This window comes from Streptomyces sp. RK62 (genome assembly GCF_018070255.1).
In the GTDB taxonomy this organism is placed as follows: domain Bacteria; phylum Actinomycetota; class Actinomycetes; order Streptomycetales; family Streptomycetaceae; genus Streptomyces; species Streptomyces nigra.
The window spans coordinates 510,861-529,323 of sequence record NZ_JAGPYD010000002.1 but is presented as its reverse complement, the minus strand read 5'-3'; the positions used below and the strand labels follow the sequence as shown (position 1 = coordinate 529,323).

At 70.9% G+C, this 18,463-nt stretch carries 18 protein-coding genes and 1 riboswitch; of the genes, 3 read left to right on the top strand and 15 right to left on the bottom strand.

What is annotated here, in order from left to right; genetic code table 11:
* Window positions 1–94: 94 nt before the first annotated feature.
* From KBY32_RS06165 to rlmN, 5 genes are all read right to left on the bottom strand, one after another.
* On the bottom strand, window positions 95–892 hold the full coding sequence (locus tag KBY32_RS06165) for a maleylpyruvate isomerase family mycothiol-dependent enzyme (RefSeq protein WP_210979129.1): 798 nt from the start codon (window positions 890–892) through the stop codon (window positions 95–97).
* A gap of 24 nt (window positions 893–916) precedes the next feature.
* A complete protein-coding gene (locus tag KBY32_RS06160) occupies window positions 917–1,936 on the bottom strand; it encodes an ABC transporter ATP-binding protein (protein ID WP_210979128.1) in 1,020 nt (339 codons plus the stop codon).
* Complete coding sequence (locus KBY32_RS06155) at window positions 1,937–3,604, bottom strand: iron ABC transporter permease (protein WP_210979127.1); 1,668 nt, start codon at window positions 3,602–3,604, stop codon at window positions 1,937–1,939. It abuts the gene before it with no gap.
* Window positions 3,580–4,659 (bottom strand): thiamine ABC transporter substrate binding subunit, encoded by a 1,080-nt coding sequence (locus tag KBY32_RS06150; protein WP_210979126.1) that lies wholly within the window; start codon window positions 4,657–4,659, stop codon window positions 3,580–3,582. Before KBY32_RS06150 ends, KBY32_RS06155 begins: the two co-directional genes overlap by 25 nt.
* Window positions 4,660–4,912: 253 nt before the next feature.
* A riboswitch (TPP riboswitch) is annotated at window positions 4,913–5,018 on the bottom strand.
* 24 nt (window positions 5,019–5,042) lie between these two features.
* Window positions 5,043–6,149, bottom strand: coding sequence for a 23S rRNA (adenine(2503)-C(2))-methyltransferase RlmN (rlmN, locus tag KBY32_RS06145; RefSeq protein ID WP_055623269.1), 1,107 nt, complete (start codon window positions 6,147–6,149; stop codon window positions 5,043–5,045).
* 219 nt (window positions 6,150–6,368) lie between these two features.
* On the opposite strand from rlmN, the gene KBY32_RS06140 reads away from it, so the two are divergent.
* Window positions 6,369–6,665, top strand: coding sequence for a DUF3303 family protein (locus tag KBY32_RS06140; RefSeq protein ID WP_181890426.1), 297 nt, complete (start codon window positions 6,369–6,371; stop codon window positions 6,663–6,665).
* 68 nt (window positions 6,666–6,733) lie between these two features.
* On the opposite strand, the gene KBY32_RS06135 is transcribed toward KBY32_RS06140, so the two are convergent.
* Window positions 6,734–7,240, bottom strand: a complete 507-nt coding sequence (locus tag KBY32_RS06135) for a cupin domain-containing protein (protein ID WP_210979125.1) — start codon at window positions 7,238–7,240, stop codon at window positions 6,734–6,736.
* 148 nt (window positions 7,241–7,388) lie between these two features.
* Between KBY32_RS06135 and KBY32_RS06130 the strand changes: the two genes are divergently transcribed.
* Window positions 7,389–8,168 carry a maleylpyruvate isomerase family mycothiol-dependent enzyme gene (locus tag KBY32_RS06130; RefSeq protein ID WP_210979124.1) on the top strand — a complete coding sequence of 260 codons (780 nt, stop codon included), beginning with the start codon at window positions 7,389–7,391 and terminating at the stop codon, window positions 8,166–8,168.
* Window positions 8,169–8,229: 61 nt separating this feature from the next.
* On the opposite strand, the gene KBY32_RS06125 is transcribed toward KBY32_RS06130, so the two are convergent.
* The 5 genes from KBY32_RS06125 to rpsB all read right to left on the bottom strand — a co-directional run bounded on the left by KBY32_RS06125 (window position 8,230) and on the right by rpsB (window position 12,993).
* A complete protein-coding gene (locus KBY32_RS06125) occupies window positions 8,230–9,390 on the bottom strand; it encodes a phosphatidate cytidylyltransferase (RefSeq protein WP_210979123.1) in 1,161 nt (386 codons plus the stop codon).
* Entirely contained in the window at window positions 9,390–9,947 is a 558-nt protein-coding gene (gene frr, locus KBY32_RS06120; RefSeq protein ID WP_055623354.1) for a ribosome recycling factor, read from the bottom strand. Before frr ends, KBY32_RS06125 begins: the two co-directional genes overlap by 1 nt.
* A 168-nt stretch (window positions 9,948–10,115) precedes the next feature.
* Window positions 10,116–10,874 (bottom strand): UMP kinase, encoded by a 759-nt coding sequence (pyrH, locus tag KBY32_RS06115; protein ID WP_055623272.1) that lies wholly within the window; start codon window positions 10,872–10,874, stop codon window positions 10,116–10,118.
* A 194-nt stretch (window positions 10,875–11,068) separates the two neighbouring features.
* Window positions 11,069–11,905, bottom strand: a complete 837-nt coding sequence (tsf, locus tag KBY32_RS06110; protein ID WP_055623273.1) for a translation elongation factor Ts — start codon at window positions 11,903–11,905, stop codon at window positions 11,069–11,071.
* 179 nt (window positions 11,906–12,084) lie between these two features.
* Window positions 12,085–12,993: a 30S ribosomal protein S2 gene (rpsB, locus tag KBY32_RS06105; protein ID WP_210979122.1), complete on the bottom strand. Its 909-nt coding sequence runs from the start codon at window positions 12,991–12,993 to the stop codon at window positions 12,085–12,087.
* 270 nt (window positions 12,994–13,263) lie between these two features.
* Here rpsB and KBY32_RS06100 point away from each other — a divergent pair, with 270 nt between their 5' ends.
* Complete coding sequence (locus tag KBY32_RS06100) at window positions 13,264–13,875, top strand: peptidoglycan DD-metalloendopeptidase family protein (protein ID WP_210979121.1); 612 nt, start codon at window positions 13,264–13,266, stop codon at window positions 13,873–13,875.
* Window position 13,876: 1 nt separating this feature from the next.
* On the opposite strand, the gene KBY32_RS06095 is transcribed toward KBY32_RS06100, so the two are convergent.
* From KBY32_RS06095 to KBY32_RS06080, 4 genes are all read right to left on the bottom strand, one after another.
* The gene (locus KBY32_RS06095) at window positions 13,877–14,434 is read right to left on the bottom strand and encodes a TetR/AcrR family transcriptional regulator (protein ID WP_055623276.1); all 558 of its coding nucleotides are present in this window, start codon (window positions 14,432–14,434) and stop codon (window positions 13,877–13,879) included.
* A 94-nt stretch (window positions 14,435–14,528) separates the two neighbouring features.
* Entirely contained in the window at window positions 14,529–15,371 is an 843-nt protein-coding gene (gene whiG / locus KBY32_RS06090) for an RNA polymerase sigma factor WhiG (RefSeq protein ID WP_055623277.1), read from the bottom strand.
* Window positions 15,372–15,671: 300 nt separating this feature from the next.
* Complete coding sequence (gene dprA / locus KBY32_RS06085; protein WP_210979120.1) at window positions 15,672–16,841, bottom strand: DNA-processing protein DprA; 1,170 nt, start codon at window positions 16,839–16,841, stop codon at window positions 15,672–15,674.
* Window positions 16,838–18,463, bottom strand: coding sequence for a YifB family Mg chelatase-like AAA ATPase (locus tag KBY32_RS06080; protein WP_210979119.1), 1,626 nt, complete (start codon window positions 18,461–18,463; stop codon window positions 16,838–16,840). Before KBY32_RS06080 ends, dprA begins: the two co-directional genes overlap by 4 nt.

Here is an 18,463-nt window from a genome sequence, read left to right as displayed (position 1 = left end):
CGCAGTGTCGGTGTGGTGGCCCGTCCCCTTCCCGGGGGCGGGCCACTGCCATGTCCGGCGCCCGCACTGATCCTTCGCGCTCAGCCCTCAGCCCTCAGCCGAACGTCGCGCGCTCCAGCCAGAACTCCAGCAGCTCCCGCTCGCCGAGGACCTCCAACTCGGGCGCGTCCAGCGGCAGTCGGCGGTAGAACGCCAGCAGGACGTCGGTGAGGCTGCCGCGCAGCGCGACCGTCGCCTTCTCGTGCCCGCGCCGCCATACGATCGCGTCCCCGCCGAGGTCGACGAACCACTCGGCGTCCACCCCGGGCGTGGGGTCGGTGGCGTGCAGATGGATGCTCGCGCCGGGCCGGTGCAGTTCGCGCGCGGGGTCGTCGGGGATGGTCCGCTGCGCCCACTGCACGATCTCCAGCCACTCGTCGATCGCGTCGGCCGCGATCTCGGGGGCCACCTCGTACGGCAGTCCGGCGGCGAGCGTCGCGTCGGCGCGGTGGACGGTGAGCTCGTGCGTCATCCGGCGGGCCCAGAACCCGGCGGTGGGGACCCCGGCCCACGACCACACGGCGGTGTCCGGGCCGGCCGCCCGCAGCGTGCCGACGAGCAGGTCGCCGGTCTCCGCCAGCCAGGCGTCGAGCGCGACGGGGTCGCCCTGCGCGTCGGGGCCCTGCGCGCCCGGCACGGTCTCCTCCGGGATCTCCTTCTCGGCGCGTGTCCGCACCATCAGCTCCACCCAGCGCAGGGCCTCCCCCGTGTGCCGGACGAGCTGCTCCAGCGACCAGTCGGGGCAGGTCGGCACGGTGGCCGACAGATCGGCCCCGGAGGTCACCACGGCCCTCAGCAGGCCGACCTGGTGATCTATCTCGTCGCAGTAGCGATCATGTGCGAGCGTCGTCATGCCCGCACCCTAAGCGCCGGGCGATCAGCCGAGCACCACGATTTCCGCCGGGTCGAACTCCACGCCGACCACGTCCCCGACCTCCGGCGCCTCCCGCAGCGCGCACGCGGCCTCCAGGCGCGGCGCCTCCTCGGGCCGCAACTGCAGGGCGACATGGGTGCCGCGGAACGTCCGCGCGGCCACCGTGCAGTGCAGTCCCTCGTCGGGCGCGACGAGCCGTACCCCGGCGGGCCGTACGAGCAGGGGCCGGGTGCCCTGCGGGGCGTTCTCGCCGACCGGGAGCTTGCCCCAGGGGGTGTCGGCGGCCTCCCCGGCGACGGTGCCCTCGACCACGTTGTCGAAGCCCAGGAAGCGGGCCACGAACGCGTCGGCCGGGTGCTGCCACACCTCCAGCGGCGTCCCGGTCTGGGCGATCCCGCCGTCCCGCATCACCACGACCCGGTCGGCGAGCGCGAACGCCTCACCCTGGTCGTGGGTGACGGCGAGCACGGTCGTACCCAACCGCCCGAACAGCTCCCGCAGTTCGACGACGAGGCGCTCCCTCAGCGAGCGGTCGAGCTGCCCCAGCGGCTCGTCCAGCATCAGCAGTCGCGGTCGGGGCGCGAGGGCGCGGGCGAGCGCCACCCGCTGCTGCTCGCCGCCGGACAGCGAGGCGACGGCCCGGCCGGCGGCTCCCGGCAGCCCGACGAGGTCAAGCAACTCGGAGACCCGGTCGGCCTGTTCACGGCGGGACGCCCCGTGCATCCGCGCGCCGAAGGCGACATTGCCGCCGACGTCCCGCTGCGGGAACAGCTGGTGGTCCTGGAACATCAGGCCGACGCCACGCCGGTGCGCGGGCACCCCGGCCTGGTCGCGCCCGTCGAGGGTGACCCGGCCGGCGTCCAGGCGCTGCAGCCCCGCCACGGCCCGCAGCAGCGTCGACTTCCCGCTGCCGCTGGGCCCCAGCACGCACACGATCTCGTGCTCGGCGACCTCCAGGTCGACGGCGTCGAGCACCGCCCGCCCACCGAAGCGGACCGTCGCGCCCTCGAGGCTCAGCAGCATCTAGAACTCCCCCGTCCGGTCGGTGCGCAGCCGCTCCAGCACGAGGAGCGCCACCGCGCACACCACCATCAGCACCGTCGAAAGGGCCATCGCCTGGCCGTAGTTGAGGTCGCCCGCCCGCCCCAGCAGCCGGGCCACGGCGACCGGCAGCGTCGGGTTGTCGGGCCGTGCGATGAACACGGTCGCGCCGAACTCGCCGAGCGACACGGCGAAGGCGAACCCGGCCGCGATCAGCAGCGCCCGCCGCACCATCGGCAGGTCGATCTCCCGCCACACCCGCCACGGCGAGGCGCCGAGCACCGCGGCCGCCTCCCGCAGCCGGTCGTCGACGGCCCGCAGCACGGGCAGCATGGTCCGTACGACGAACGGCACCCCGACCAGCGCCTGCGCGAGCGGCACCAGGATCCAGCTGCTGCGGAGGTCGAGCGGCGGCTCGTCCAGGGAGATCAGGAACCCGAATCCGACGGTCACCGCGGACACCCCGAGCGGCAGCATCAGCAGCGCGTCGAAGCCCCGCACGAACCGGCCCGCGTCACGCCGGGTCAGCGCGGCCGCCGCGAGTCCGCCGACCAGCACGGCGATGAGGGTGGCGACGACGGCGTACTCGAGCGAGTTGCCGATCGCCTCGATCGGGGCGACGAGGAAGACCCCGCCGTCGGCCTCGGTGAGCGCCCGGTAGTAGCCGAGGTCCGGCGCGTCGAGCGACCGCTGCACCAGCACGGCCAGCGGCAGCAGCAGGAGTACGACGATGACGGCCAGGACGCCGGCCAGCAGCGCCCACTGCCCGGCCCCGCGCGGCCGCCGCGAGGTCAGGGCCGCGTCGACCAGCCGCAGGGTGCTCTCCCGCCGCCGTACGGTCCACGCGTGCACGGCGAGGATCGCGCCGACCGCCACGAACTGCACGATCGTCAGCACGGCGGCCGTGGACAGGTCGAAGATCTCCGAGGTCTGCCGGTAGATCTCCACCTCCAGGGTGGAGAACGCCGGCCCGCCGAGGATCTGCACGACGCCGAACGACGTGAAGGTGAACAGGAAGACCATGAGCACGGCGGCGGCCACGGCGGGCCCGAGCGCCGGCAGGGTGACGGTCCGCCAGGCGGTCCACCGGGACGCCCCCAGCATCCGCGCGGCCTCCTCCTGCCGGGGGTCCAGCTGCGCCCACAGCCCGCCCACCGTGCGTACGACGACGGCGTAGTTGAAGAAGACGTGCGCGAGCAGGATCGCCCACACGGTCGTGTCGAGCCGTACGCCCCACAGCTCGTCGAGCAGCCCGCCGCGGCCGACGAGCGCGAGGAACGCGGTGCCGACGACGACGGTCGGCAGCACGAACGGCACGGTCACGACGGCCCGCAGGACCTGTTTGCCGGGGAAGTCGAAGCGGGCGAAGACATAGGCGCCGGGCAGCGCGATCAGCAGGGTGAGCGCGGTGGAGGCGAGGGCCTGCCAGGTGGTGAACCACAGCACGTGCCGGATGTCGGACTGCCCGAGCACGTCCCACAGCCGCCCGAACCGCCACACCCCGTCGACGTGCAGGCCGCGCGCCACGATCGCGGCGACCGGGTAGGCGAAGAACACCGCGAAGAACGCGACGGGCACGGCGACGAGACCGAGCCGCGCCGCCGCGCTCCGCGTACGGCGTCCCACTACCTCAGGACGAGCGAGGTCCACGACTTGACCCAGTCGTCACGATGGTCGGCGATCTTCGCCGGGTCCATGGTCTGGGGGTTCTCGGCCGCCGGCCCGAACTCCGTGAACTCCTCGGGCACCTGGGCGCCCTCGACCACGGGGTAGACGAACATGTTCAGCGGCATGTCGTCCTGGAACGTCTTGGACACCAGGAAGTCGATCAGGGCCTTGCCGCCCTCGGCGTTCTTGGCGTTGCTCAGCAGACCGGCGTACTCGAACTGCCGGAAGCAGGTGCCGTCCGCGACACCGGTCGGCGCGGTGGTCGGCCTAGGGTCGGCGTAGATGACCTCGGCGGGCGGCGAGGAGGCGTACGACACCACGAGCGGCCGGTCGCCCTTGGCCTTCTTGCCGCCGGCGGACCCGGAGAACTCCTCGTTGTAGGCCTGGTCCCAGCCGCTGACGACCTTGACGCCGTTGGCCTTCAGCTTCTTCCAGTAGTCCTGCCAGCCCTCGTCCCCGTACTTGGCGGCGGTCCCGAGCAGGAACCCGAGGCCGGGCGAGGAGGTGGAGGCGTTCTCGGTGACGAGGAGGTCCTTGTAGGCGGGCTTGATCAGGTCGTCGAACGAGGTCGGCGGGGCCAGCTTGTGCTTGCTGAAGTACGCCTTGTCGTAGTTGACGCAGATGTCGCCGGTGTCGACGGGCGTGACCCGGTGCTTGTCCTGGTCGACCCGGAACTCGGGCAGGATCCTGTCCGAGCCCTTGGCCTCGTACGGCTGGAACAGGCCGTTGTCGAGGGCGCGGGACAGCAGGGTGTTGTCGACGCCGAAGAAGACGTCGCCCTGCGGGTTGTCCTTGGTCAGGATGGCCTTGTTGACGGCCTCCCCGGCGTCGCCGTCCTCCAGGACCCGGACCTTGTAGCCGGACTGCTTCTCGAAGGCGGCGAGGACGTCCTTGGACACGGCCCACGAACTATGGCTGACCAGTGTGACGGTCTTGGAACCGCCGCCGCTGTCGTCCCCGCCGGACGACCCGCAGGCGGACAGCGTGACGAGCCCCAGCCCGACGGCCAGGACGGTGACCTTCTTGGTGATGCCCACTTGATTCCTCCTGGAGTGACCAGGAAGAGACGCGGCCCTGCCCGTGGCCCCGGGGGGCTAGGTCGTATCCGTAAAGTCGCGTCGTCCGCCCGGAGGGCGGGCCGAGCGGCGTCCGGTGCGTGCTCTCGGCGTGCCGGGCGGACTCCCGCGTACTGGTTGTACGCGGGTGGCCGGCCGGTGCGGCGAGAGTGCGTGCCGGACGTCGAACGGCAGACGGGACTTTGCGGACACGGCCTAGGGCAGGGCGCAACAGCTCGAGTGATGACCGATCTCCCTACCCAGAATGACCTGGGCCAGGTTCGGAGGGTCTGCGGCCGGTGCCGCACTCTCAGCGCTGTGGCGCTCCCCTGTCGGAATATGCAGATGTGTTGACGCCGGTCAGACTACCGCTCGGTGGCGGCGAGCTGACCACACGCCCCGTCGATCTCCTGACCACGGGTGTCCCGGATCGTCACCGGTACACCGTGGGCGGCGATGGCCTCGACGAACGCCTTCTCGTCCTCGGGCCGCGAGGCGGTCCACTTCGACCCCGGAGTCGGGTTCAGCGGAATCAGATTCACGTGCACGGGCTTGCCCTTGAGCAGCCGCCCGAGCCGGTCACCGCGCCAGGCCTGGTCGTTGATGTCCCGGATGAGCGCGTACTCGATGGACAGCCGGCGCCCGGACCGGGCCGCGTACTCCCACCCGGCGTCCAGCACCTCCCGCACCTTCCACCGCGTGTTCACGGGGACGAGGGTGTCCCGCAGCTCGTCGTCGGGCGCGTGCAGCGAGATCGCGAGCCGGCACTTGAACCCCTCATCGGCGAACCGATGAATGGCAGGCACCAGCCCGACCGTCGAAACGGTGATCCCCCGCTGCGAAAGCCCCAGCCCGTCGGGCTCCGGATCGGTGAGCCGCCGAATGGCCCCGACGACCCGCTTGTAGTTGGCGAGCGGCTCGCCCATCCCCATGAAGACGATGTTGGACAGCCGAGCGGGCCCACCGGGCACATCCCCGTCCCGCAGCGCCCGCATCCCATCGACGATCTGATGAACGATCTCAGCGGTCGACAGATTACGATCCAGCCCAGCCTGTCCCGTAGCGCAGAAGGGACAGTTCATCCCACACCCGGCCTGCGAGCTGATGCACATGGTCACCCGGTCCGGGTACCGCATCAGCACCGACTCGACGAGCGTCCCGTCGAACAGCCGCCACAGCGTCTTACGCGTGGTCCCCTGGTCGGTCGACAGATGCCGCACGACGGTCATCAGCTCGGGCAGCAACTCGTCCCGCAGCTTGGCACGCGACCCGGCGGGGATGTCGGTCCACTGCTCCGGATCGTGCGCGTACCGCGCGAAGTAGTGCTGCGACAGCTGCTTGGCACGAAACGGCTTCTCGCCGATCGCGGCGACGGCGTCCTTGCGCTCACCGGGCGTGAGATCGGCAAGATGCCGCGGCGGCTTCTTGGCTCCGCGCGGGGCGACGAATGTGAGTTCTCCGGGTGCAGGCATAACCCTTCCAGTGTGGCAGATCATCTGCGAAGGCCAGGCGGGAGCGGGATGGAGGCGTAGGTGCATGCCGATGACCGCCCTTGATCGCCACCTGCGACACGGTCGGAGGACGAGATGTTGCTGCCCTGATCACACGAGAAGAGGCTGAGCGGGACGTCACCGGATCTCTGCGCGCGGACGAGACCGCGCCGGTCGTGGTGGACGGAGGGAGCGCGTGCGATGAGGGTCATGCTGAGAGCGCATCTGGACACCCAGATCTCGAATGAGGCGCTCAAGAACGGCACGCTGCCGCAGATCATGCAGTCGATGACGGAACGACTCAAGCCTGAGGCTGCCTACTTCGGGCCCAGCGAAGGCGGGCGGTCCTGCACCTTCGTCTTCGACATGCAGGACAGTTCACTGCTGCCCACGATCACGGAACCACTCCTCGAGGGACTCGGCGCGAAGATCGAGATCCAGCCGGTGATGAACAGCGAAGACCTGCAGAAGGGTCTTGCCGCGCTGCAACGGGGGTGACCTCTTCGGCCGCCCACAACGCTCGATCCGCCGCAACGGGTGCCGGCCGCGTCTGCTCGGCGCTCCAGTCACTCGCCGAGGAGCTTGAGCTGGTACCTGGCGGTGAGTTCGGCGACCCACTCGTCGGAGAACCCGAGACCGTACTGCTCGCCCAGCTCGGCCCGGCGCTGGAGGAACTCGGCAGGATCGGAGGCCGTCTCGCCGGCCGTGCCCAGTGCGGCGAAGAACCCCTCGAAGCCCGCGGGGGAGATGATCTCCAGGATCCTCGCCGGTTCCGGGCCGGCGTTCCAGAAGGTGTGCAGGATGCCTCGCGGTTTGAGGATGTACGAGCCCGGACCCGCCGTGGCCTCCTCGTCGCCCACTCGTGCGCCGACCCTGCCCTGCAGGACGTACGAGAACTCGTCCTCACGGCTGTGAACGTGCGGCGGTACGAGACGGCCCGGCTCGATGGGGTGCTCGACGATCGAGAACTGGCTGCCGGTCTCCTCGCCCCGGATCTTGAAGTCGACTCCTATGCCCGCTAGCCAGATCGACTTGCCCTCGTCCGGTTCGACTACGAAACGGAGAGCCCCCATAACGGCCTCCCAGGTGTCGGTTGTGCCGTCCTCTGCAACCCTATGACCGATTCATAGGAGGCGCCCTCCGTGCCGCCCCCGCGCCCCGCTCCCCCGCGTAAATCGCTGTGCGGCCGCCACCGGGCGGTGATAGACACCCGTGGTGGCCATGACATGTACGTATGACTTCTCCGGCCTGCTTCGGCTCATCGACGAGCGGTCGGGCGCCTTTCGCGCCGCGGTCGCCTCGGCGGCCGATTTCGAGGTGCCGGTGCCGACCTGCCCCGAGTGGACGTTGTTCGATCTGGTGCAGCACCTCGGCGGCGGGGACCGGTTCTGGGCCGCCATCGTGGGCGCGGGACCCGCCGACGGTCCCCCGGCCGACGCTGTCGCGGCTCGTACCGCCATCGCCGTACCCCGGGAGCGGGAGGCGTTGCTGGAGTGGCTCGAGGAGTCGACAGAGCTGCTGCTGAGCGCCCTTCGGGACGCGGGGCCCGAGCGTGGGTGCTGGACCTGGTGGGGAGCCGGGCAGTCGCCGCAGAGCGCCGCCGGAGTCGCCCGGCACCGGGTCCAGGAGACCACCGTGCACACGTACGACGTCCAGGTCGCCCTCGGCGCCCCGCGGCCGCTGCCGGACGACGTGGCGCTCGACGGGGTCGACGAGTTCCTGGCCACCTGCTGCGCCACGACCGCCGCCTGGCCGCACAAGCCGACCACCTTCGACTTCCACGCCACCGAGGGGTACTCCTGGCGCCTCACGGTCGACGGGGACGGCGCACGCTCCACCCGGCTGCCCGGGGAGGGCCCGGACGCGGCCGGCGTCTCCGTCACGGGCACCGCCGGCGAGATCGTCCTCTACCTGTACGACCGGATCCCGGCCGAGTCCCTGGAGCTCGCCGGAGACCCTGAGCTCCTCGACCTGCTGCGCGCCTGGGAGCCGGAGGAGTAGGACCCACTCACCACAAGGAAGCCCCCGTTCCTGAAGAGCGGGGGCTTCCTTGTGGTCATGGTCAGCTCGAGCCCACGAACAGCACCAGCAGCAGCCACACCACCGGTGCCGTCGGCAGCAGGGAGTCCAGGCGGTCCATGATGCCGCCGTGCCCCGGCAGCAGCGTGCCCATGTCCTTGATGCCCAGGTCGCGCTTGATCATCGACTCGCCGAGGTCGCCCAGCGTGGCACTGGCCGCGACCGCGAGGCCCAGGAGCAGACCCTGCCACCACTGGCCGTCGTCGATCAGGAACTGCATGCACAGCGCGCCCGCCACCATCGCGAAGCTCACCGCGCCCAGCAGGCCCTCGCGGGTCTTGCCGGGGCTGATGCGCGGCGCCAGCTTGGTCCGGCCGAAGCGCCAGCCGATGGCGTACGCGCCGGTGTCGCTGACGACCGTCAGCACCAGGAACGTCAGGACGCGCCACGCCCCGTCGTCCGCGGTCAGCATCATCGTGACGAACGTGGCGAGGAACGGCACGTAGAACGCGGCGAAGACGCCCGCCGTGACGTCCCGCAGATAGTCCTCGGGCGGCTCCGTCATCCGCCAGACCAGGACGGCCAGCGCGGTCAGCGCCATCGCCACCCAGGCGCCCTCGGCACCCCGCACATACCCGGCGACCACCATCGCGGCGCCGCCGACGGCCAGCGGGACGAGCGGCGCCCGGATGCCCTTGCGCTCCTCCAGCCGCTTCGTCAGCTCCCACAGGCCCACCACCACGGCCACCGCGACCACACCGACGAACACGGCCTTGACGACGAACAGCGACGCCACGATCACCACACCGAGCCCGACGCCGACCCCTATGGCAGCGGTCAGGTCGCGTCCCGCGCTCTTCTTCTGCGGCGGGGGCGCCGGCTGCGAGGCGTCGGGCATGGGCTCCGGATTCTGCGGTGTGGCGGCCGGGAACGGCTGCGCCTGCGGCGTGTGCTGAGGCCGCGCCTGCGGCGGTTGTTCGCGGAACAAGGGGCCGCTCAGCCGAGCGGCCCCCCGGTCGTCATCCTGGTCTCCGCCGTACGCGGGTTCGTCGGGCACGATGGGCATGGGGCGAGTCTGCTGCGCCTGAGGCGCATCGTACGCGGGACCCGCCGGGTCGGCCCCTTGGACAGGTCCTCGATCGTCGGGCCCCCAGTACCCGGCCTGCCCGGCCCCGGTCGGCGCGCCCCAGGAAGAGTCGTTCATCAGACCTCGAGCAGCTCGGCTTCCTTGTGCTTCAGCAGCTCGTCCACCTGAGCGACGTACTTGTGGGTGGTGTCGTCGAGCTCCTTCTCCGCACGCCGGCCCTCGTCCTCACCGATCTCGCCGTCCTTGATCAGCTTGTCGATGGCGTCCTTGGCCTTGCGGCGGACGGAGCGGATGGACACCTTCGCGTCCTCGCCCTTGCCCTTGGCGACCTTGATGTACTCGCGGCGGCGCTCCTCGGTGAGCTCGGGGAACACCACACGGATGATGTTGCCGTCGTTGCTCGGGTTGACGCCGAGGTCGGAGTCGCGGATCGCCTGCTCGATGTTGCGCAGCGCGCTCTTGTCGAACGGGGTGACGACCGCCATGCGCGGCTCCGGCACGGAGAACGAGGCCAGCTGGTTGATCGGCGTCGGCGCACCGTAGTAGTCGGCCACGATCTTGTTGAACATCGCCGGGTGCGCACGGCCGGTGCGGATCGCGGCGAAGTCCTCCTTGGCGACCACGACGGCCTTCTCCATCTTCTCCTCGGCCTCGAGGAGGGTCTCTTCGATCACCACTTGCTCCTGCGTGTCTTGAGTGAAAGGCCCGGCTGCGGTTCCTGTGGGGGCGGCGGCCGGCTGCGTCGCGTCTTCTTCCTGCACGGTTCCCGACCGGCAGGACATTGTCCATCCCCCGGCCAGGGTCCGTCCCGTCCGTCCCCCGGACGGGTCGGCGTCGGAGCGTCAGCCCCGACCTCCCTGCTCACCCACCAGCGTGCCGATCTTCTCACCCTTGACGGCACGGGCGATATTGCCCTCCGCCAGAAGCTCGAAGACGAGGATCGGGAGCTTGTTGTCGCGGCACAGAGTGATCGCCGTGGCGTCGGCGACCTTGAGGTCCCGGGTGATGACCTCGCCGTATCCGAGGGAGTCGAACTTGACGGCGTCCGGGTTGGTCTTCGGGTCGGAGTCGTAGACCCCGTCGACGCCGTTCTTGCCCATCAGCAGCGCCTCGGCGTCGATCTCCAGGGCGCGCTGCGCGGCGGTGGTGTCGGTGGAGAAGTACGGCATGCCCATACCGGCGCCGAAGATGACCACGCGGCCCTTCTCCAGGTGCCGCACGGCGCGCAGCGGGATGTACGGCTCGGCGACCTGACCCATCGTGATGGCGGTCTGGACCCGGCTGTCGATGCCCTCCTTCTCCAGGAAGTCCTGGAGGGCGAGGCAGTTCATCACGGTGCCGAGCATGCCCATGTAGTCGGAGCGCGCGCGGTCCATGCCGCGCTGCTGCAGTTCGGCACCGCGGAAGAAGTTGCCGCCGCCGATGACGACGGCGATCTCCGCGCCGTCGCGTACGACGGCTGCGATCTCACGTGCGATCTTGTGCACCACGTCCGGGTCGACACCGAGTCCCCCGCCGCCGGAGAAGGCCTCTCCGGACAGCTTCAGCAGAAACCGGCCGTGTACTTTGCCGTCGTCGCTCTTCTGGGCCTTGGTGGTCATCGAGATCCCGCCTTTGTTACTGGGTGCACATGCGAAGAAGGCCATTGCCGGTGGGGTGTGTTTCGCATCCCATGCGCGGCAATGGCCTCCTCGTCAGATCTGCTGTCGTCCGTCAGCCGCGCGAGCGCGGTGGCGGCGTCCGCCATCGACTGCCTTCGACCCTATAGGGACGGGGCGTCGAACGCGGTACGGACTCAGATGCCGACCTTGATGCGCGAGAAGCGCTTCAGGGTGACACCGGCCTCGTCCAGGACCTTCTGGACGGACTTCTTGTTGTCGAGCGCGTACGGCTGGCCGAGCAGCGTGGCGTCCTTGAAGAAGCCGTTGAGGCGACCCTCGACGATCTTCGGCAGGGCGGCCTCGGGCTTGCCCTCGGCGCGGGTGGTCTCCTCGGCAACGCGACGCTCGGACTCGACGACGTCGGCCGGCACGTCCTCCTTGGAGAGGTACTTCGGCGCGAAGGCGGCGATGTGCTGGGCGACGCCCTTGGCGATCTCGGCGTTGGGCTTGTCGAGCTCGACGAGGACACCGATCTGCGGGGGCAGGTCGGGCATCGTGCGGTGCATGTACGCCGTGACGTAGCCGTCGGCGAACTGCGCGAAACGGTCCAGGACGATCTTCTCGCCCAGGTTGGCGTTGGCCTCGTCCACGAACGCCTGCACGGTCTTGCCGGGCTCGATCTCGGAAGCGAGCAGAGCCTCGATGTCGGCCGGGGAGGTCGCGGCGACGTGCTGCGCGATCTGGTTGGCGACGGCCTGGAACTTCTCGCCCTTGGCGACGAAGTCCGTCTCGCACTTCAGCTCGACGATGACGCCGGAGGAGTTGTCGTCGGCGATGACGGAGACCACGGCGCCGTTCTCGGCGGAGCGGCCCTCGCGCTTGGCGACGCCCTTCTGGCCCTTGATCCGGAGCGCCTCGACGGCCTTCTCGACGTTGCCCTCGGCCTCGTCCAGCGCCTTCTTGCAGTCCATCATGCCGGCGCCGGTGAGCTCACGGAGCTTCTTGACGTCAGCGGCGGTGTAGTTCGCCATGAGTCTGTGAATCTTTCTGGAAGTCTGGAAGATCGAAGAACGACGGGGTCTGCGGCTTCCATGGACTGGCCGGAGCCGCCGGCCTTCCGTCGACCTACAGGTGAACGGCGGGAGCGGGTGTCACCGCGGCACGCAGGCCGTGGGAATCAGTACCGCTCCCGCCGTCAACGCTGACGGTGTCAGGCCTGCTCGCCCTCGGCGGCCGGAGCGTCGGCGGCCGGAGCCTCCGCGGCGGGGGCCTCGGCGGCCGGGGCCTCCGCAGCCGGGGCCTCCGCAGCCGGGGCCTCGGCGGCGGCCGGAGCCTCGTCGGCCTTCTTCTCGCCCTCGAGCAGGTCGCGCTCCCACTCGGCCAGCGGCTCGCCGGCGGCCTTCTCGCCCTTGCCCTCGGTGGCGACACCGCTGCGGGCGATGAGGCCCTCGGCGACGGCGTCGGCGATCACGCGGGTGAGCAGGGTGACGGAGCGGATCGCGTCGTCGTTGCCCGGGATCTTGTAGTCGACCTCGTCGGGGTCGCAGTTGGTGTCGAGGATGGCGACGACCGGGATGTTGAGCTTCCGGGCCTCACCGACCGCGATGTGCTCCTTCTTGGTGTCCACGATCCAGACGGCGCTGGGCACCTTCTGCATCTCGCGGATACCGCCGAGGGTCTTCTCCAGCTTGGCCTTCTCGCGGGAGAGGACGAGCAGCTCCTTCTTGGTGAGGCCGGACGCGGCCACATCCTCGAAGTCGATCTGCTCGAGCTCCTTGAGGCGCTGCAGACGCTTGTAGACGGTCGAGAAGTTGGTGAGCATGCCGCCCAGCCAGCGCTGGTTCACGTAGGGCATGCCGACGCGGGTCGCCTGCTCGGCGATCGCCTCCTGCGCCTGCTTCTTCGTGCCGACGAACATGACCGTGCCGCCGTGGGCGACGGTCTCCTTGACGAACTCGTAGGCGCGGTCGATGTACGACAGCGACTGGAGCAGGTCGATGATGTAGATGCCGTTGCGCTCCGTGAAGATGAAGCGCTTCATCTTCGGGTTCCAACGACGGGTCTGGTGACCGAAGTGGACGCCGCTCTCCAGCAGCTCCCGCATCGTGACGACGGCCATGGCCGTGTTCTCCTTGGTTCTCGGTTGTGCCGCGGGGACCGGACGGCTCCCGCGCCTGACGCCCGCATGCGCCGTGCCGCAAAGGACCGAGGGGCGCTGACACCGACCGTCTCCGGTGCGATGTCGGGGCGTGCGAAGTCGACCCGGTGACCCGGATCGCCAGAAGAAGTGTACGGGACCCGGGAGGCCCCGGGTGACGCCGCTGTCCACAGCACGGGACTTATCCACAGATCCCGGCCATGATCGGCGGGATTGCGGCACCGTTCGGACATGCGACAGAAGCGATACGAGACAGCGGCGAGGATCTTGGGCCGTGTGATCCTGCTGGTCCTGCTGACGGCCACCGCCCTCCTGGCACCGGTACCGGACCTGACGCCGACCGGCGTGGAGGTGCGTGTGGCGCCGGGCGCCGACCCGGACGTCCCGAGAGTCGGGCGGGCCTGGCCCGTGGGCTTACGTCCGCCGGTGCTGCGTACCTGGGAACTCCCGGCGACGGCATACGGCAGGGGCCACCGGGGCGTGGACCTGGCGGCCCCGGCCGGCACACCGGTCCGGGCCGTTGCGGCCGGACGGGTGTCCTTCGCGGGGCGGGTGGCCGGCAGGGGTGTGGTGTCGGTGGAGATCGCCGGGACGGGGGATCCGCCGCTGCGGACGACGTACGAGCCGGTGCGGGCGTCCGTGGCGAAGGGCGACGCGGTGGGGGCGGGTGACGTCGTCGGAGTCGTGGAGGCGGCGGGGTCGCATTGCGTGGCGCCGTGCGTCCACTGGGGGCTGCGGCGGGGGGATGCCTATCTGAACCCCTTGTCGCTTCTGCCGCCCTGGCTGCTGCACGGGCCGACACGGCTGCTGCCGGTGTGGGGGGTGCGGGTGCCCGGCGGGTAGGTCAGCCCCGCACGCCCCGCAGTGCCATCGACACGGCCGCGTCCGTGATCGCCGCCGGTTCCTCCGCGGCGCCCAGTTCGATCCTGCGTACGGCCGCGTCGACGACGCCCTGCAGCAGCATCGCGGCCAGCCGGGGTTCGGCGTGGCCCATGTCCCGGAGCGCCTCGACGATCATCGCGATGAGCCCGCCGTGCGCGGCGCGGATCTTCTCGCGGGCGCCGGCGTCCAGCTCGCTGGCGGAGATGGCCACGACGGCCCGGTGCCGCCGGTCCCCCACCAGGGCCAGCTGGCGGCGCACATACGCCTCGATCTTGCCCTCGGGGGTCGTCTCACGTTCCATCGCGGCCTCGACCTCGGCGGCCCAGACCGGGAAGTCGACCTCGCACAGCTCCTCGACCACGGCGGCCCGTGACCGGAAGTACTCGTACACGGAGGAGCGCGCGAGTCCCGTGCGCTCGGCGAGGGCCGGGAAGGTCAGCGCCTCCGTCCCGCCCTCGGACAACAGGGAACGAGCCGCGTCCAGCAGGGCGGCTCGCTGCATCGACCGGTGCTCGGCCACGGAGGCCGCTCGAATCCTTGGCACCCGTCCACTGTACGGACGCCGCTCGCCGGACGGGAGTGTCTGCGCCGAACACCACTGTCGTCGGGCCAGGTCAACGGCCGAAGCCGGCCAGTTTCGCCCGGAGCTGCAGTACGGACTTGGTGTGGATCTGGCTGACCCGGCTCTCGGTGACGCCGAGGACGTTGCCGATCTCGGCGAGGGTGAGGCCTTCGTAGTAGTACAGCGTCACGACGGTCTTCTCGCGCTCGGGCAGCGTGTTGATCGCCCGGGCGAGGAATCTCCGCAGTTCTCTGTCCTCGGCGACTTCGACGGGGTTGTCGGCGGCGGTGTCCTCCAGCGTGTCCATCACGCTGAGTCCGTCGCCGCCTTCCGCGCCGACGTGCAGCAACTCCTCCAGGGCGACCACGTTGGCCAGCGACAACTGGCTGAACACCGCGTGGAGTTCCTCGACCGCGATGCCCATCTCGGCGGCGACCTCGGACTCGGTCGGCGTCCGGCGCAGCCGCGCCTCCAGGGTGGCGTAGGCACGCTCGACGTTGCGTGCCTTCTGCCGGACGGAGCGTGGGATCCAGTCCAGCGCCCGGAGTTCGTCGATCATCGCGCCGCGGATCCGGGTGATCGCGTACGTCTCGAACTTGATCTCCCGGTCGATGTCGAACTTCTCGATCGCGTCGATTAGTCCGAACACCCCGGACGACACGAAGTCGGCCTGCTCGACATTGGGCGGCAGGCCGACGCTCACCCGGCCCGCCACGTATTTGACGAGGGGCGAGTAGTGCAGGATCAGCTGCTCGCGCAGCCGCTCGTCCCCCGTCGCCTTGTACGACCGCCACAGCTCGTCGAGTGTCGAGGGAGCGGGCGGCCGCGCGCTGCCACCGTCACGGGCGGCTGGGGGGATCGCCGCCCGGTCGGACCCGGAGGTGTGCTGGGGCATTCGTTGCCTAGTGCCGTTCTGCCGTGAAGCGGGGTGCCTGGGGAGCCGTCGGTCTGGAGGTCGTCGTGGTCGTCGTGCTCGCTTTCCGTGTCGTGGGGGCCGGCCGGAGCCGGAACTCCGTGAGCGTAGCGTGACTGACGTGTCGCGGTGCGCGAAGGGCGGAGCCCGAAGGGTACGCAGATACGTTCCGCTGGACGCCCCACAGGGGCACGACGGTTGCTCTACGTGATCACACGAACACCCCAACTGGGGGAATTCTCAAGGGCGTCCGTGTTCCCCCGTACGGCCGAACACGCTCGGTCAGCATGGACCTCGGCCGGTGCGGGCGGTCATCATCGCCTGGCGTGTCAACTTCCAGCCGTCGCCATGTCGTTCGACCCAGCCGAGTGAGCGGAGTTCGTACAGTCTCGCGACGGTGTCGTCCTCCGTGGTCTGCGCCGCGCGCGCGATCTCGTCGGCTCTGGCGGCGCGCTGTCCGGGCAGTGCGGCGAGGACGGCCCGGGCTCCGGGCCGGAGGAGGTCGCGGGGCAGGACGGGTCCCCGTCGCTCGGGGGCCAGCTCCCCCATGTCTCCGACGAGTTCGATGATCTCGGCGGCGTCGGTGACGAGGACGGCGTCCTGCCGCAGCAGTTCGTGCACACCGGCGGAGAGGGCGCTGGTGGCGGGGCCGGGTACGCCCATGGTGTGCCGGCCGAGGCGCCGGGCGGCCCGTGCGGTGGCCAGGGAGCCGCTGCGGTGGGCGGCCTCCACGACGACGGTGCCCCGGGTGAGGCCGGCGATCACGCGGTTGCGCACGATGAATCTGCTGGGGGTGGGGTGCTCCCCCGGTGGCAGTTCTCCGACGACCAGGCCCTGGTCGGCGATGCGGTTGATGAGCTGGGTGTGGCCGCGCGGGTAGGGCCGGTCGACACCGCAGGCGAGGACGGCGACGGTGGCTCCGCCGGCGCCGAGGGCGCCGCGGTGGGCGGCGCCGTCGACTCCGTAGGCGCCGCCTGAGACGACCACCCAGCCCTGTTCGGCGAGGGAGCCGGCGACGGTGGCGGCCATGTGGGCGCCGTACTCGGTGCAGGCGCGGGCTCCGACGACGGCGACGGAGCGCAGGGCCCACATCCGCAGGTCGGCCGGGCCGCGCACCCACAGTCCAAGGGGCCGTGCGTCGCCGAGGTCGTCGAGCTGTCGGGGCCACTCGGCGTCCCCGGGGCTCAGGAACCGCATCCCGGCGTCCTGTGCCACGGCGAGGTCCCGGGCGGGGTCGGCGCGCTCCGCCCGGGCGCGCAGCCCTTCCCAGCGTTTGGGCCCGACGCCCGGCAGGGGTGGCTCCGTGTCGTCGCGCAGCCTGCGTACGACCGTCGCCGGGCCGTACTCGCGCACCCAGCGCCCGGCGGTCTCGTCACCGGGTTCGAGGACCCGGTTGAGGAAGACCCGGTCGAGCAGACCGTCCCCGCCCTCCTGGGCCCCGGCACCGGTCATGTCAGGGCTCCGATGGCCATGGGAACCCCGCGGGGGACTCCGGTGCGCAGTTGCAGGGCGAGGGCGACGTCCGTGGCGTCGGGCCGGTCGTGGCCGACGAGGTCGGCGACGGTCCAGGCGACGCGCAGGACGCGGTCGAGTCCGCGGGCGGTGAGGACGCCGCGCTCCAGGTTCCGTTCCGCCTCGTCCATGGCGCCGCTCCTGGCGTGCCAGCGGCTGCGGAGCTCGCGTCCGGGGATCTCGCTGTTGGTCCGCCAGGGGGTGCCGGCCAGGCGGGCCGCGGCGCGTTCGCGGGCGGCGCGTACCCGGTCGGCGACGGTGGTGGTGGATTCGCCGCGGGCGCCGCGTTCGGTGAGCTGGGCCCGGGTGACGCGGTCGACCTCGACGCGGAGGTCGACGCGGTCGAGCAGGGGTCCGGACAGCCGGGCCTGGTAGCGGCGGATGGCCGAGGGCGGGCATTCGCACAGGTCGTCCGTGCGGGAGAAGCGGCCGCAGGGGCAGGGGTTGGCGGCGAGGACCATGAGGAATTTCGCCGGGAAGCGGACGACGCCGGCGCTGCGCGCGATGACGACGTGCCCGGCTTCGAGGGGCTGACGGAGGGCGTCGAGTGCCCGGCCGCTGAATTCGGGCGTTTCATCCAAAAAGAGCACGCCTCTATGAGCGAGGGACACCGCGCCGGGGCGGGCGAAGCCGGGTCCGCCGCCGACGAGGGCCTGCATGGTGGCCGAGTGGTGCGGGGCGCAGTAGGGGGCGGTGTCGATGAGGGGCTTACCCGAGGGCAGGAGTCCGGCGATCGAGTGCACGGCGGTGACCTCGAGGGATTCCTGCCTGCCGAGGGGCGGCAGGATGGTGGGGAGCCGCTCCGCGAGCATGGTTTTCCCGGCTCCGGGTTGGCCTTCGAGGAAAAGGTGGTGGCCCCCGGCGGCGGCGACTTCGACGGCGGTGCGTGCGGACGTCTGTCCGACGACGTCGGCGAGGTCGTGTCCGTGCTCACCGGCGGTGGCGCCCAGGTTCTGCATGCCGGTGGCGGCGCCGGTGCCGGGCATGCGCAGTCCTGCGAGCAGGGGGTCGGGGCGGCCGTGGTCGTCGGGTTCCTCGTCGGGGACGGGTTCGTCGGCGAGGACGGCGATGAGCTGGCGCAGGCTGCGGACGCCGAGGACGGAGACGCCGGGCACGAGGGAGGCCTCGGCAGCGGCGCATTCGGGGACGACGACCTGTTCGTATCCGGCGTCGGCGGCGGCGAGGACGGCGGGGAGGATGCCCCGGACGGGGCGTACCCGGCCGTCCAGTCCGAGTTCGCCGATCATGACGATGTCGGCGAGGACCCGGGGGTCGATGCGTTCGGCGGCGCCGAGGACGGCGCAGGCGACGGCGAGGTCGAAGCCGCTGCCGGCTTTGGGGACGGATGCCGGGCTGAGTCCGACGGTGAGTTTCTTCTGCGGCCATTCGCCTCCGGAGTTGACGACGGCGGCCCGTACGCGGTCGCGGCTCTCGGTGAGGCTCTTGTCGGGGAGTCCGACGAGGGTGAAGGCGGCGACGCCTGGTTCGAGGTCGGCCTGGACCTCGACGACGACTCCTTCTACGCCGACGAGCGCGACGGAGCAGGTGCGTGCGAATCCCAT

Coding starts and splice junctions, on each gene's coding strand:
- KBY32_RS06160 (WP_210979128.1), bottom strand. CDS start 1,936: ATGCTGCTGAGCCTCGAGGGCGCGACGGTCCGCTTCGGTGGGCGGGCG.
- pyrH (WP_055623272.1), bottom strand. CDS start 10,874: ATGACCACCAAGGCCCAGAAGAGCGACGACGGCAAAGTACACGGCCGG.
- KBY32_RS06125 (WP_210979123.1), bottom strand. CDS start 9,390: ATGAACGACTCTTCCTGGGGCGCGCCGACCGGGGCCGGGCAGGCCGGG.
- KBY32_RS06080 (WP_210979119.1), bottom strand. CDS start 18,463: ATGGGATTCGCACGCACCTGCTCCGTCGCGCTCGTCGGCGTAGAAGGA.
- dprA (WP_210979120.1), bottom strand. CDS start 16,841: ATGACCGGTGCCGGGGCCCAGGAGGGCGGGGACGGTCTGCTCGACCGG.
- KBY32_RS06165 (WP_210979129.1), bottom strand. CDS start 892: ATGACGACGCTCGCACATGATCGCTACTGCGACGAGATAGATCACCAG.
- KBY32_RS06130 (WP_210979124.1), top strand. CDS start 7,389: ATGACATGTACGTATGACTTCTCCGGCCTGCTTCGGCTCATCGACGAG.
- whiG (WP_055623277.1), bottom strand. CDS start 15,371: ATGCCCCAGCACACCTCCGGGTCCGACCGGGCGGCGATCCCCCCAGCC.
- KBY32_RS06140 (WP_181890426.1), top strand. CDS start 6,369: ATGAGGGTCATGCTGAGAGCGCATCTGGACACCCAGATCTCGAATGAG.
- rpsB (WP_210979122.1), bottom strand. CDS start 12,993: ATGGCCGTCGTCACGATGCGGGAGCTGCTGGAGAGCGGCGTCCACTTC.
- tsf (WP_055623273.1), bottom strand. CDS start 11,905: ATGGCGAACTACACCGCCGCTGACGTCAAGAAGCTCCGTGAGCTCACC.
- KBY32_RS06100 (WP_210979121.1), top strand. CDS start 13,264: ATGCGACAGAAGCGATACGAGACAGCGGCGAGGATCTTGGGCCGTGTG.
- KBY32_RS06135 (WP_210979125.1), bottom strand. CDS start 7,240: ATGGGGGCTCTCCGTTTCGTAGTCGAACCGGACGAGGGCAAGTCGATC.
- rlmN (WP_055623269.1), bottom strand. CDS start 6,149: ATGCCTGCACCCGGAGAACTCACATTCGTCGCCCCGCGCGGAGCCAAG.